The following is a 14,236-nucleotide window of genomic DNA, read 5'->3' as shown; positions in this document are numbered from 1 at the left end:
CCCGTAACGGTAAACGTCACTATGTCGATACTGCGGGCCATCAGGATTTTTCTCTTTTACCTGCTGCTGGGCACCACTTCCCTGCTGTGGTGCAGCTTGAGTTTTTTTATCGCGCCGTTTCTGCCGTTCAAGGCGCGTTATCGTTTTATCAACGTGTACTGGTGCCGTTGCGCCTTGTGGTTGACCAAGGTGTTCCTCGGTATCCGTTACGAAATCAAAGGCGCGCAAAACGTGCCTGACCGGCCCTGCGTGATTCAGTCGAACCACCAGAGCACTTGGGAAACGTTCTTTCTCTCCGCTTATTTTTCGCCGTTGAGCCAAGTGCTCAAGCGCGAATTGCTTTATGTGCCGTTCTTCGGCTGGGCGATGGCCATGTTGCGGCCGATCGCGATTGACCGCGACAACCCGAAAGCGGCGTTGAAGCAAGTCGCGGCCAAAGGTGATGAACTGCTCAAGGACAACGTTTGGGTGCTGATCTTCCCCGAAGGTACACGCGTTCCTTACGGCACTGTCGGCAAGTTCTCCCGCAGTGGCAGCGCTTTGGCGGTGAATGCGGCGCTTCCGGTGCTGCCGATTGCACACAATGCCGGCAAGTTCTGGCCGAAAATCGGTTGGGGCAAGAAGTCTGGCGTGATCACCGTGGTCATTGGTGAACCGATGTACGCCGAAGGCACTGGCCCTCGCGCCATCGCCGATCTGAACGACCGGGTGCAAGCCTGGAACGAGAAGACCCAGCGCGAAATGGGCTCGCTGCCACCGGCCCCGCAGGCACCGGCCGCTAGTGATCAGATCGCTGTCTGAGATTTTGTGGATAACCTGTGTACGGTTTTGTTGAAAACGCTTGAATATTGAAACTAAGTTATTGATTTAAATATATATTTCTCAAACTCATAAAACATCGTAAAAGGTGCATAAGTTTTTTTCGGAAGTAAAAAAACCGGCTGATATAGCCGGTTTTTTTGTGCCTGATCATTCGGGGATCAGCGGTAACTCAAGCAGGAACGTGGTGCCTTGATCGACCACGCTGCGGCATTCGATTCTGCCGCCATGATGATCGACCACCGCTTTGACCATCGACAGGCCGAGCCCCACACCGTCGATTCCTTGTGCCGAAGAAAAACGTCGGTACTGGCTGAACAGGTCAGGCAAGTCTTGTTCGGCGATGCCTTTGCCCTGATCGGTCAGTTCGCAACATAGCCACTCTCCGTGGCAACTGACCCGCAGTTGAATCGTGGTGTCTGCCGGGCTGTACTTGATCGCATTCTCCAGCAGATTGAACAGCGCACGCGTCAGTAATCCCTGGTCAGCCATGATCAGGCGCTCCTGGGATTGCTCATCCATGTTCTGCAGCAATTCGATGCGTTTCTGCTGGGCGATGGGCAACGCCTGATCCAGCACGTCCAGCACCAACATCGCGAACAGGCTCGGCTGGAACTGATAGGCCTCGGACTCGGCCCGCGCCAGCAAGACGAAACCATCGGTGAGATCCAGCGCGCGACGCACCTGCCGCTCAATCTGTTCGAACAACGGCGAATCCGCCCCGGCCTGATGGCGGTGAACATCGAGCAGGGCGAGGATAGCCGAATGCGGGGCACGCAGGTCGTGGGAGAGAAAGCGCAGCAACACACCGCGTTGTTCCTCGGCGGCACGTTCGGCGCTGAGATCGGTGAGGCTGAGCAGCCAACCGATCGGCGTATCTCCGTCCACCGGCAGCAGGGCGGCACGCTCCAGACGCAGGCTGCGTTCCTTGAGATCGCGAAACTCCAACAGCGGTATGGCCGACAGTGACGGGCGCAACTCTGTGGACAACTCCGGGTAACCGAGGCTGGCCAGTTGATCGAGGACGTCGTCCCCCACCAGGTTGTGATCGAATAGCTGGCGAGCCTTGCGATTGCCCAGCAGGATCTGACCTTTGGGATCGCTGATCAGCGTAGCGACGGGCAAGTACTCCAGACCGTCGGCAATAAAGCGCCGGGTATCTCGGGTGCGACTCATGGCCTGTTCAAGCGCCATGATCTGGCCCTGCAAGCGATCAGCCCCGGTGAATTGCGTACGACGACGTTCGGGGAACACTTTCGGCTCGCTGTCCAGGCGGGCCAGTTCCCAGCCGAAATACGTCAGCACCACACTCAGACGCCGCCAGTTCCAGATCAGATAACCGAACAACATGCCCAGCACCGCCGGTGTCGGCGACCACCAGCGGCGCATTTCCGCCAGTCCGGTACTGGCCAGCAGCACGCACGCCATGCCGATCAACGTTAGCCAGAGTGCCCATCGCGGTCGCCAAAGCAGCAAGCCAAGCACGCAGGCCACCAACCCTACCGATAACAACGCTCCAGCAACGGGAGACACATCGTGCAAGTTAATCTGCGCGCGATACGACAACAGCGCAGTCAGCGGCAACAGCACTAGACTTATCCACACCCATTCGCGCACCAACTGTCGAAACAGTCGCTGCACCTGGCTCGGCTCTCGGCTTTCGCGCCGGCGCTGATTGTTCATACGGAAAAAGGGCAGGGCAGGGTGAATGCTTTCATAGGTCACAGGTCTGAGACGTAGACTCGAAGAATCATAGCGGACGTCGTCCAACGGCGGGCCGCTTACTTTCAAGGCGATGACCAAGCGACTATGGTTGACGCCCAACTGTTCAAGCAACAAGGAACCATCGCGTATGCGCGTTGCGATACTGGACGACGAACCCGCCGAACTGCGCCGGGTCGAGCAAACCTTGCAGCAAATGGCCGATGCCGGTGAGCAGCCGTGGTCGCTACACAGCTTCGAGCGTGGTGAAGACCTTCTCCGGCAACTGCGCCGGGAAACCTTTGACCTGCTGATCCTCGACTGGCAACTGCCCGACCTCACCGGCCTGGCCCTGCTACGCTGGACCCGCGAACACATGGAAGCGCCACCGGCAGCGATCATGCTGACCAGTCGCGATGGCGAGAGCGATATCGTTCAGGCGTTGAATGCCGGGGCTGATGATTATGTGAGCAAGCCGTTTCGGCCGAATGAGTTGAAGGCGCGGGTGGCTGCGGTGCTGCGTCGGCATAGCCAGCAACGTGCGGCGGCGACGGAAGTGCTGAGCTTTAATGATCTGACTTTCGATGACGCGGAACTGACCGTCACACGCGAAGGAAAGCCGATTGTCATGACCGAACGTGAGTATCGACTGGCGCGTTGTTTGTTCAGCAATCTAGGCCGGCCGTTGTCGCGGGATTATCTGTATGAGCGATTCTGGCCGCATGAAGAGATGGCGTCGTCGCGACCGCTGGATACACATATCTATCGGCTGAGGAACAAGCTGGGGCTGACGGCGGATCGGGGTTGGCAGTTGTTGACGATTTATGGGTATGGGTACCGGTTGGAAAGTGTGTCTTCAGCATCCGAGTAAAAGATCAAAGATCGCAGCCTTCGGCAACTCCTACAAGTAATCAATGGGGGAGCTGCCGAAGGCTGCGATCTTTTGATCTGCCAATAAAAAAGGCCAACGCAATGCGTTGGCCTTTTTTGTTGACGACAACCGGGATCAGAAATCCAGGTTCGACACCGCCAGCGCATTGCTCTCGATGAAGTCACGGCGAGGTTCGACCGCATCACCCATCAGGGTGTTGAAGATCTGGTCCGCGCCAATGGCGTCTTCGATGGTGACTTTCAGCATGCGGCGCACGCTTGGGTCCATGGTGGTTTCCCACAGCTGATCCGGGTTCATTTCGCCCAGACCTTTGTATCGCTGAATGGTGTGGCGCTTGGTGCTTTCCGCCATCAACCAGTCCAGGGCTTCCTTGAACTCGGTGACCGCTTTCTTGCGCTCGCCGCGCTGGATGTACGCGCCTTCGTCGAGCAGGGTGCTCAGTTGAGCGCCGAGGGTGACGACGGTTTTGTAGTCGTTGCTGCCGAAGAAGTCGCGGTTGAAGGTGACGTAGTTCGACAGGCCGTGGGAGATCAGTTCGACCTCTGGCAGCCAGACGCCACGTTCACGATCTTCACGCAGGCTGGCCTTGTAGACCAGACCGGATTTTTCAACGGTGCGCAGACGTGCTTCGTACTGGGCCAGCCACTCTTGCATCGCGGCGTGGTCGCCAAGCTTTTCCAGGCTCACGGCCGGCAGGTAGATGAAGTGCTCGGTCAGCTCCTGCGGATACAGGCGCGACAGACGCTTGAGGGTCTTCATCACCATGCGGAAGTCGTTCACCAGACGCTCGAGCGCTTCACCGGAAATGCCCGGGGCTTCTTCGTTCAGGTGCAGGCTCGCGTCTTCAAGGGCCGACTGCGTCATGTACTCTTCCATGGCGTCGTCGTCTTTGATGTATTGCTCTTGCTTGCCTTTCTTGACCTTGTACAGCGGTGGCTGGGCGATGTAGATGTAGCCGCGCTCGATCAGCTCCGGCAACTGACGGAAGAAGAAGGTCAACAACAGGGTACGGATGTGCGAACCGTCGACGTCAGCATCGGTCATGATGATGATGTTGTGATAACGCAGCTTGTCGATGTTGTACTCGTCGCGACCGATGCCGCAGCCCAGTGCGGTGATCAAGGTACCCACTTCCTGGGAAGAGATCATCTTGTCGAAACGCGCTTTCTCGACGTTGAGGATCTTGCCCTTCAACGGCAGGATCGCCTGGGTCTTGCGGTTACGTCCCTGCTTGGCAGAGCCGCCCGCGGAGTCACCTTCCACCAGGTACAGTTCGGAGAGTGCCGGGTCTTTTTCCTGGCAGTCAGCGAGCTTGCCCGGCAGGCCGGCGATGTCCAGCGCGCCTTTGCGGCGGGTCATCTCACGGGCTTTACGCGCCGCTTCACGGGCACGCGCAGCGTCGATCATCTTGCCGACGACCAGCTTGGCTTCGTTCGGGTTTTCCAGGAGGAAGTCGGAGAAATACTTGCCCATCTCCTGCTCGACCGCCGTCTTCACTTCGGAAGACACCAGCTTGTCTTTGGTCTGCGAGCTGAACTTCGGATCCGGCACTTTCACCGAAATAATCGCAGTCAGGCCTTCACGGGCATCGTCACCGGTGGTGGCGACTTTGTGCTTCTTCGCCAGACCTTCCTGCTCGATGTAGTTATTCAGGTTACGCGTCAGTGCCGAACGGAAACCCACCAGGTGAGTACCGCCGTCGCGCTGCGGAATGTTGTTGGTGAAGCACAACAGGTTCTCGTTGAAGCTGTCGTTCCACTGCAGGGCGATTTCTACGCCGATGCCGTCTTCACGCTGGATGTTGAAGTGGAACACTTGGTTGACCGCAGTCTTGTTGGTGTTCAGGTATTCAACGAACGCACGCAGGCCACCTTCGTATTTGAACAGCTCTTCCTTGCCGCTGCGCTCATCCTTGAGGACGATGCCGACACCGGAGTTGAGGAAGGACAGTTCACGAATGCGCTTGGCGAGGATGTCCCAGCTGAAGTGAATGTTCTTGAAGGTTTCGCTGGAAGCTTTGAAGTGGATCTGGGTGCCGGTGGTTTCGCTGTCGCCAACGATGGCCATCGGTGCCTGAGGTACGCCGTGGACGTAAGTCTGCTCCCAGATCTTGCCGCTGCGGCGAACGGTCAGTACCAGTTCTTCGGACAGTGCGTTCACTACCGACACACCTACACCGTGCAGACCGCCGGATACTTTGTAGGAGTTGTCGTCGAACTTACCGCCAGCGTGGAGGACGGTCATGATGACCTCGGCGGCGGAAACGCCTTCCTCTTTGTGCACGTCTACCGGGATGCCACGACCGTTGTCTTTAACGGTGATGGACTCATCCGGGTGGATGATGATGCTGATGTCGTCGCAGTGGCCGGCGAGGGCTTCGTCGATCGAGTTGTCGACCACCTCGAACACCATGTGGTGCAGACCGCTGCCATCATCGGTGTCGCCAATGTACATACCGGGACGTTTGCGTACGGCATCCAGGCCTTTCAGCACTTTAATGCTCGTTGAGTCGTACGTATTTTCTTCGCTCAATGCCTTCACTCCCGATGGTCGTGGGTCTGGGTGATACGGCCCTGTTCCACGTGGAACAGAGCGACTGGCGTTTCCGTCTGCCAGCCTTCCCTCAATAATTCGTGATCTACACAGGTGATGAACACCTGGCAGCGTAAGTCTTCCAGCAAGCGGCACAGCGCGCGACGGTGGCTCTCGTCCAGCTCGGACGGCAAGTCATCCACCAGATAAATACACTGACCGCGTCGGGCCTGGCTGACCAGGTGCCCTTGGGCAATCCGCAATGCACAGACCACCAACTTCTGCTGACCCCGGGACAAAATGTCCGCGGCGTTGTGTGCGCCCAATCTAAGACGCAAATCAGCCCGTTGCGGTCCGGCCTGGGTATGACCCATTTGCTGATCCCGTTGCACGGAACCGGCCAGTACGGCGCTCAATTCCCGTTCTTTGTCCCAGCCTCGGTAATAGCTGAGCGTCAAACCTTCGAGCTCAACCAGTTCGCTCAAGGTTTGTTCAAAGACTGGTTTCAAGGCTTTGATGTAAGCGCGGCGGTATTCATCGATTTCAGCGCTGGCCTGGCACAGTTCCCTGTCCCAAACCGCTTGCGAAACGGCGTCAAGTGTACCATGCCGCAGCCAGGAGTTTCTCTGGCGCAAGGCCTTCTGCAAACGCTGCCAGGTCGCCATAAAGCGCGGTTCGACGTGGAACACGCCCCAGTCGAGAAACTGCCGGCGGATCTTCGGCGCGCCTTCAAGCAAACGGAAGCTGTCAGGGTTGATCAACTGCAACGGCAGGATCTCCGCCAGTTGCGCAGCGCTACGGGCGTTCTGGCCGTCGATGCGGATCTGGAACTCGCCCTGACGATCGCGCGAGATGCCTAACGCGCTGTGGCCACCCTCGGCCAATTCAACCTGACCGAACACGGTGCAGGCGAGTTGCTCGTATTGGATGACCGGCAACAGCCGCGTGCTACGAAACGAACGGGCAAGCCCCAGCAGATGAATGGCTTCCAGAACACTGGTTTTGCCGCTGCCGTTGGCGCCGTAAAGAATGTTGATGCGGGGGGAGGGGGAGAAGGTCACCGGGTGCAGATTGCGCACCGCGGTGACCGAAACACGACTTAAGGACATCCAGGGTCAGCTGATTACAGACGCATCGGCATGACAACGTAAGCCGAATCGTCGTTATCGGACTCCTGCACCAGCGCACTGCTGTTGGAGTCGGACAGGATCAGGCGAACCTGCTCGGTGGTCATCACGCCCAATACGTCGAGCAAATAGCTGACGTTGAAGCCGATTTCCAGGGAGCCGCCGTTGTATTCAACGCCCACTTCCTCTTCCGCTTCTTCCTGCTCCGGGTTGTTGGCCTGGATTTTCAACTGACCGCTGGCCAGTTGCAGACGGATACCACGGTACTTCTCGTTGGACAGAATCGCGGTACGGCTGAACGCTTCACGCAGTGCCTGGCGATCGCCGAGTACCAGCTTGTCGCCGCCCTTAGGCAAAACGCGCTCGTAGTCCGGGAACTTGCCGTCGACCAGTTTCGAGGTGAAGGTGAACTCGCCGGTAGTGGCGCGGATGTGATGCTGACCCAGTACGATGCTGACATTGCCGTCCGGCTCGGTAAGCAGACGTGCCAGCTCAAGGATACCTTTGCGCGGCACGATCACCTGATGACGATCCGGCTGGCCGATATCGGCTTTCATCGAGCACATGGCCAGACGGTGACCGTCAGTGGCCACCGCGCGGATGATGCCTTCGGACACTTCCAGCAGCATGCCGTTGAGGTAATAACGCACGTCCTGCTGAGCCATGGCGAAGCTGGTGCGTTCGATCAGACGACGCAGTTTGCTCTGCTCAAGGCTGCAGGTCAGCGAGCCTGGACCTTCTTCAACGGTCGGGAAATCGTTGGCCGGCAGGGTCGACAGGGTGAAACGGCTACGGCCTGCCTTCACCACCAGCTTCTGCTCGTCGACCTTGATGTCGATCAGCGCGTCGTTGGGCAGGCTTTTGCAGATATCCATCAGCTTGCGCGCAGGCACGGTGATGGAACCTGTTTCCGCCGGCTCCTCAAGTTGCACACGACCGACCAGCTCGACTTCCAGGTCGGTACCGGTCAGCGACAGTTGCTGGCCTTCGACTACCAGCAGCACGTTGGACAGTACCGGCAAGGTCTGTCGACGCTCGACGACGCCTGCGACCAGTTGCAGGGGTTTCAACAGGGCTTCGCGTTGAATGGTGAAATGCATGGTCTAGTCCCTTGCCTTAATAAGCTGCGCTGGTGTTCATCAAGTGGTCAGTGTACGCAGCAGGTTCTTGTAGTCCTCGCGGATGTCCGCGTCGGATTCCTTAAGTTCGTTGATCTTGCGGCAGGCGTGCAACACGGTGGTGTGGTCGCGGCCGCCAAACACATCGCCGATTTCCGGCAGACTGTGGTTGGTCAGTTCCTTGGACAAGGCCATGGCCACCTGACGCGGACGCGCTACCGAGCGCGAACGACGCTTGGATAGCAAGTCCGAGATCTTGATCTTGTAGTACTCGGCGACGGTGCGCTGAATGTTGTCCACAGAGACCAGTTTGTCTTGCAGCGCCAACAAGTCTTTCAGGGATTCGCGAATCAGCTCGATGGTGATGTCGCGGCCCATGAAGTGCGAGTGGGCGATCACGCGTTTCAGCGCACCTTCCAGCTCACGGACGTTGGAACGAATGCGCTGGGCAATGAAGAACGCAGCGTCGTGCGGCAACTCGACTTTGGCCTGGTCGGCCTTCTTCATCAAGATCGCCACACGGGTTTCCAGTTCCGGCGGCTCGACGGCAACCGTCAGGCCCCAGCCGAAACGGGATTTGAGGCGTTCTTCAAGGCCTTCGATTTCTTTCGGGTAGCGGTCACTGGTGAGAATGACCTGCTGACCACCTTCAAGGAGGGCGTTGAAGGTGTGGAAAAACTCTTCCTGCGAACGCTCTTTACGGGCGAAAAACTGAATGTCGTCGATCAGCAGGGCATCCACCGAACGGTAGAAGCGCTTGAACTCGTTGATCGCGTTCAGTTGCAGCGCCTTGACCATGTCAGCGACGAAACGCTCGGAATGCAGGTACACGACCTTGGCATTCGGATTCTTCTTTAATAGATGGTTACCCACCGCGTGCATCAAGTGGGTTTTACCCAGGCCGACGCCACCATACAGGAACAGTGGGTTGTAGCCGTGCTTGGGGTTGTCCGCCACTTGCCAGGCCGCCGCACGGGCGAGCTGGTTGGATTTACCTTCGACGAAGTTTTCAAAGGTGAAGGTGCGGTTCAGGTAGCTGGTGTGCTTGAGCGCACCTTCGACCTGCACGGTGCGCTGTTCGGCGCGGACCGGCGCCTGTTGCGAAGCAGCACCGGACATCGGATCGAAACTGTCGCGAGACGGTTCATCGCTGACTTCAGGGCTTTTCTGCGTTGAACGCTTGGCTGCCGGCGCTGACGTCTGGGTAGGTGCCGGCGTACTCACAGGCGTGGCATTTGCCTGGGCCTGCTGGGAAACCTGCGCGGCTGCAAGCGGCGCGTTCGGTGCGGCACGCGGAGCGGAACTGCGTTTGCTGCCTATTAACAAGGAAAGCGCAGGCGCCATGCCGTTGCCGTGCTCATCCAGCAGTTCAAGGACGCGGCCCAGGTACTTTTCGTTGACCCAGTCCAGCACAAAACGGTTCGGTGCGTAGACGCGCAACTCGTCGCCTTCGGCTTCGACCTGTAGTGGACGGATCCAGGTGTTGAATTGTTGGGCAGGCAGCTCCTCGCGCAAAAGCTCCACGCACTGCTGCCAAAGTTCCACTGACACGGATATCCCCTAAGTTGAAAGCCGGTGAGGCAAAAACAAGCGGCCATTGTAGCGGCGAGCCGTCCACTTATCCACATGCAGGTTGTCCGGCGAACATGATTTATCAATGTGTTAACCGATGAGAAAGCGACCAACGGTGTGTTAATAAGCTCTGTGGATAACCGCCACTAAGGGCACTGGACAACTGGGGGTTGAACTCGGTGGATAACCTGCCTGTGGATAACGAACCCTTCCACACACAGGTTATCCGACAGTGCAGCACAGGCTGAACACGGTTTTCCACCGTAGTTGTCATTCTCTGTACATCACGTGAAATATGGGCTCATGCCACTTATCCACAGAAGATGGCTGCCCTAGCTTTTATAAGCTTTACAAAAAAGCTTTAAATAAGTCCCTTCTTTATTTTTATGTTTGGCAGACAGGCTTTCAGCCACAGAGGCCCCCGAGATCTATTTATAAGGAAACGCTGGTTGGAAATTGACCTGAAGGCTTGCTTTCTCTAGAATCCCCGGTCTCTTAAAACGGGGGCCATTCCGGCCCGTTGTGGACGAACCAGGTAACACGACAATGAAACGTACTTTCCAACCAAGCACTATCAAACGCGCTCGTACCCACGGTTTCCGTGCTCGCATGGCTACCAAGAACGGCCGCGCAGTCCTGTCGCGTCGTCGCGCCAAAGGTCGTGCGCGTCTGGCAGTTTGATAATCCGGTACTGGAGGTGAGTCAGGACTTCAGTCGGGAAAAGCGTCTGCTTACTCCCCGGCATTTCAAGGCAGTCTTTGACTCCCCTACCGGCAAGGTTCCGGGGAAAAATCTCCTGCTCCTTGCACGCAACAACGATCTTGATCACCCCCGTCTCGGGCTGGTTATCGGGAAAAAGAGCGTAAAGCTCTCCGTTGAGCGCAATCGCCTCAAACGTTTGATGCGCGAATCATTCCGTCTGCACCAGGATTCACTGGTCGGCTGGGATATCGTTATCGTCGCGCGCAAAGGTCTGGGCGATGTAGAAAACCCCGAATTGATTCAGCATTTCGGCAAGCTCTGGAAGCGTCTGGCACGCAGCAAGCCAGTTCCAGAAGTCAAAACCGAAACTGTAGGGGTAGACAGTACCGATGCGTAAACTGGCCCTCGTTCCGATCCAGTTTTATCGCTATGCCATTAGTCCTTTGATGGCCAGCCACTGTCGTTTCTACCCCAGTTGTTCCTGCTACGCGTATGAAGCCATCGAAAATCATGGCCTTCTGCGCGGTGGCTGGCTGACCTTTCGTCGTTTAGGTCGCTGTCATCCGTGGAATCCCGGTGGTTATGACCCGGTTCCACCTATCCCTACCTCCCGTTCTTCTTCGATGGCCGAGTAATCATGGATATCAAACGCACGATCCTGATCGTCGCCCTGGCAATCGTGTCCTACGTTATGGTTCTTAAATGGAACCAGGACTATGGCCAGGCTGCCCTGCCGACTCAGAATGTTGCTTCCAGTACGACTACATCCGGTTTGCCGGACACCACTACTGGCAATAATGCTGCCGCCAGTGACGATATTCCGCGCGCCGCTAGCGATACCAGTGCACCTGCCGAAACTCCGGTAGCCGCCAGCAAGGATCTGATCCAGATCAAAACCGATGTGCTCGATCTCGCGATCGATCCACAAGGTGGTGATGTTGCTCAACTGAACTTGCCTTTGTATCCACGTCGTCAGGATCGTCCTGATGTTCCGTTCCAGCTGTTCGATAACGGCGGCGAACGTGTTTATCTGGCCCAAAGCGGTCTGATCGGCACCAATGGCCCGGATGCAAATCCGGCCGGTCGTCCGGTCTACTCTTCGGAGAAGAAGACTTATCAACTGGTTGACGGTCAGGACCAACTGGTCGTCGACCTGAAGTTCAGCAAGGATGGCGTCAACTACATCAAGCGTTTCACTCTGAAACGCGGCCTGTATGACGTAGCCGTTTCCTACATTGTGGATAACCAGAGCGCTCAGCCCTGGAACGGCGCAATGTTTGCTCAGTTGAAACGCGACAACAGCGCTGATCCTTCGTCCACTACTGCTACTGGCACCGCGACTTACCTGGGCGCCGCCCTGTGGACAAGTTCGGAGCCGTACAAGAAAGTGTCCATGAAGGACATGGACAAGGCACAGCTGAAAGAAACCGTCACCGGTGGCTGGGTAGCCTGGCTGCAACACTACTTCGTGACTGCGTGGATTCCGGCCAAGGGCGAAAACAACATCGTCCAGACCCGTAAAGACAGCAAAGGCAACTACATTATCGGTTATACCGGTCCTACACTGACCGCTGCTCCGGGTGCCAAAGTTGAAACCAGCGCAGTTTTGTACGCCGGTCCGAAAAGCCAGGCTGTATTGAAAGAGTTGTCCCCAGGTCTGGAACTGACCGTCGACTACGGCATTCTGTGGTTCATTGCCCAGCCAATCTTCTGGCTGCTGCAACACATCCACGCCATTGTCGGTAACTGGGGCTGGTCGATTATCTTCCTGACCATGCTGATCAAGGGTATTTTCTTCCCTCTGTCGGCTGCCAGCTACAAATCGATGGCACGCATGCGTGCTGTCGCGCCGAAACTGGCTGCTCTGAAAGAGCAACATGGCGATGACCGGCAGAAAATGTCGCAAGCCATGATGGAGCTGTACAAGAAAGAGAAGATCAACCCGCTGGGCGGCTGCTTGCCGATCCTCGTGCAGATGCCGGTTTTCCTTTCGCTGTACTGGGTTCTGCTGGAAAGCGTGGAGATGCGCCAGGCGCCGTTCATGCTGTGGATCACTGACCTGTCGATCAAGGATCCGTTCTTCATTCTGCCGATCATCATGGGCGCAACCATGTTCATCCAGCAGCAGCTGAACCCGACTCCTCCGGATCCGATGCAGGCGAAGGTCATGAAAATGATGCCAATCATCTTCACCTTCTTCTTCCTGTGGTTCCCTGCAGGTCTGGTGCTGTACTGGGTTGTGAACAACTGCCTGTCGATTGCACAACAGTGGTACATCACGCGTAAGATCGAAGCGGCGACGAAAAAAGCCGAGGCGTAACTTGCACTGTGGATAACACCACTCAAAACGCCCCCTAGTGGGGCGTTTTGCTATCTGCCACTTTTGTCTGGATTCCGGTTTATGAGCACACCTCGTGAAACCATCGCCGCCGTCGCCACTGCTCAGGGTCGCGGCGGTGTGGGCATCGTCCGTATTTCCGGGCCGCTGGCCAGTGTTGCAGCCAAAGCCATCAGCGGCCGCGAACTGAAACCGCGTTACGCCCATTACGGGCCGTTTTTCAGTGACGACCAGCAAGTACTGGACGAGGGCCTGGCCCTGTATTTCCCGGGGCCGAACTCGTTCACCGGCGAAGACGTGCTGGAACTGCAGGGCCACGGCGGCCCGATCGTTCTTGATATGTTGCTCAAGCGTTGCCTGGAGGTGGGTTGCCGTTTGGCCCGTCCGGGTGAATTCAGTGAACGTGCCTTCCTCAATGACAAACTCGACCTGGCCCAGGCCGAGGCGATTGCCGATTTGATCGAAGCCAGTTCGGCACAGGCTGCGCGTAATGCCCTGCGTTCATTGCAGGGGGCATTTTCCCAACGTGTGCATAACTTGACCGAACAACTGATCGGTCTGCGCATCTACGTCGAAGCCGCCATCGACTTCCCGGAAGAAGAAATCGACTTCCTCGCCGATGGCCATGTGTTGAGCATGCTCGACAAAGTGCGCGATGAGTTATCCACAGTACTGCGTGAAGCCGGGCAAGGCGCTTTGCTGCGCGATGGCATGACTGTGGTAATTGCCGGTCGTCCGAATGCCGGCAAGTCCAGCCTGTTGAATGCTTTGGCCGGTCGCGAAGCTGCCATCGTGACGGAGATTGCCGGCACCACGCGGGATATCCTGCGTGAACATATCCACATCGACGGTATGCCGCTGCATGTTGTCGATACTGCAGGGCTGCGTGATACCGATGATCATGTGGAAAAGATCGGTGTTGAACGGGCATTGAAGGCTATTGGTGAAGCTGATCGGGTGTTGCTGGTGGTCGATGCAACCGCTCCGGAGGCACTGGATCCGTTTGCGTTGTGGCCAGAATTCCTCGAAACCCGCCCGGATCCGGCGAAAGTTACCCTGATTCGCAACAAGGCGGATCTGACCGGCGAAGCAATTACCCTTGAAACCAGTGAAGACGGGCATGTGACGATCAGTCTGAGCGCCAAGTCGGCCGGTGAAGGACTGGACTTGCTGCGTGACCATCTCAAAGCCTGCATGGGTTACGAGCAAACTTCGGAAAGCAGCTTCAGTGCACGTCGCCGCCATTTGGAGGCATTACGTCACGCCAGCGCCGCATTGGAACATGGCCGCGCGCAGCTTACATTGGCCGGCGCCGGCGAATTGCTCGCCGAAGATTTGCGTCAGGCCCAGCATTCTTTGGGTGAAATCACCGGGGCGTTCAGCTCCGATGACCTGCTGGGAAGGATCTTTTCCAGCTTCTGCATCGGCAAATAAA

The 14,236-nt window shown here is 57.1% G+C and carries 12 protein-coding genes; 7 read left to right on the top strand and 5 right to left on the bottom strand.

What is annotated here, in order from left to right:
- Positions 1-21 precede the first annotated feature (21 nt).
- Positions 22-801: a lysophospholipid acyltransferase family protein gene (locus tag ACRRSD_RS15435; RefSeq protein WP_122604687.1), complete on the top strand. Its 780-nt coding sequence runs from the start codon at positions 22-24 to the stop codon at positions 799-801.
- A 168-nt stretch (positions 802-969) separates the two neighbouring features.
- Here ACRRSD_RS15435 and ACRRSD_RS15430 read toward each other — a convergent pair whose 3' ends face one another.
- Complete coding sequence (locus tag ACRRSD_RS15430) at positions 970-2,502, bottom strand: ATP-binding protein (RefSeq protein WP_435034186.1); 1,533 nt, start codon at positions 2,500-2,502, stop codon at positions 970-972.
- Positions 2,503-2,671: 169 nt separating this feature from the next.
- Here ACRRSD_RS15430 and ACRRSD_RS15425 point away from each other — a divergent pair, with 169 nt between their 5' ends.
- Complete coding sequence (locus ACRRSD_RS15425; protein WP_435034185.1) at positions 2,672-3,391, top strand: response regulator transcription factor; 720 nt, start codon at positions 2,672-2,674, stop codon at positions 3,389-3,391.
- A 135-nt stretch (positions 3,392-3,526) separates the two neighbouring features.
- Here the strand turns inward: ACRRSD_RS15425 and gyrB are convergent, their stop codons facing one another.
- The 4 genes from gyrB to dnaA are packed head-to-tail and all read right to left on the bottom strand — an operon-like array spanning position 3,527 to position 9,740.
- The gene (gene gyrB / locus ACRRSD_RS15420; protein WP_007911885.1) at positions 3,527-5,944 is read right to left on the bottom strand and encodes a DNA topoisomerase (ATP-hydrolyzing) subunit B; all 2,418 of its coding nucleotides are present in this window, start codon (positions 5,942-5,944) and stop codon (positions 3,527-3,529) included.
- A 5-nt stretch (positions 5,945-5,949) separates the two neighbouring features.
- Positions 5,950-7,053: a DNA replication/repair protein RecF gene (gene recF / locus ACRRSD_RS15415; protein ID WP_025112255.1), complete on the bottom strand. Its 1,104-nt coding sequence runs from the start codon at positions 7,051-7,053 to the stop codon at positions 5,950-5,952.
- 14 nt (positions 7,054-7,067) lie between these two features.
- Positions 7,068-8,171, bottom strand: a complete 1,104-nt coding sequence (gene dnaN, locus ACRRSD_RS15410; RefSeq protein ID WP_007911887.1) for a DNA polymerase III subunit beta — start codon at positions 8,169-8,171, stop codon at positions 7,068-7,070.
- A gap of 39 nt (positions 8,172-8,210) precedes the next feature.
- Complete coding sequence (dnaA, locus tag ACRRSD_RS15405) at positions 8,211-9,740, bottom strand: chromosomal replication initiator protein DnaA (protein WP_034152191.1); 1,530 nt, start codon at positions 9,738-9,740, stop codon at positions 8,211-8,213.
- A gap of 567 nt (positions 9,741-10,307) precedes the next feature.
- On the opposite strand from dnaA, the gene rpmH reads away from it, so the two are divergent.
- From rpmH to mnmE, 5 genes are all read left to right on the top strand, one after another.
- The gene (gene rpmH, locus ACRRSD_RS15400) at positions 10,308-10,442 is read left to right on the top strand and encodes a 50S ribosomal protein L34 (protein ID WP_003213577.1); all 135 of its coding nucleotides are present in this window, start codon (positions 10,308-10,310) and stop codon (positions 10,440-10,442) included.
- Between the two features lie 16 nt (positions 10,443-10,458).
- On the top strand, positions 10,459-10,860 hold the full coding sequence (rnpA, locus tag ACRRSD_RS15395; protein WP_016984072.1) for a ribonuclease P protein component: 402 nt from the start codon (positions 10,459-10,461) through the stop codon (positions 10,858-10,860).
- Positions 10,853-11,098, top strand: coding sequence for a membrane protein insertion efficiency factor YidD (yidD, locus tag ACRRSD_RS15390; RefSeq protein ID WP_010465488.1), 246 nt, complete (start codon positions 10,853-10,855; stop codon positions 11,096-11,098). The genes rnpA and yidD overlap by 8 nt, the downstream gene beginning before the upstream one ends.
- A 2-nt stretch (positions 11,099-11,100) precedes the next feature.
- The gene (yidC, locus tag ACRRSD_RS15385; protein ID WP_435034184.1) at positions 11,101-12,783 is read left to right on the top strand and encodes a membrane protein insertase YidC; all 1,683 of its coding nucleotides are present in this window, start codon (positions 11,101-11,103) and stop codon (positions 12,781-12,783) included.
- An 81-nt stretch (positions 12,784-12,864) separates the two neighbouring features.
- On the top strand, positions 12,865-14,235 hold the full coding sequence (mnmE, locus tag ACRRSD_RS15380) for a tRNA uridine-5-carboxymethylaminomethyl(34) synthesis GTPase MnmE (protein WP_435034183.1): 1,371 nt from the start codon (positions 12,865-12,867) through the stop codon (positions 14,233-14,235).
- The last annotated feature ends 1 nt before the right edge of the window (position 14,236 follow it).

It is taken from the genome of Pseudomonas neuropathica, assembly GCF_051174785.1.
In the GTDB taxonomy this organism is placed as follows: Bacteria; Pseudomonadota; Gammaproteobacteria; order Pseudomonadales; family Pseudomonadaceae; genus Aquipseudomonas; species Aquipseudomonas neuropathica_A.
Note: the sequence above shows the minus strand (reverse complement) of the source record. Positions and strands in the feature narration are given on the sequence as shown.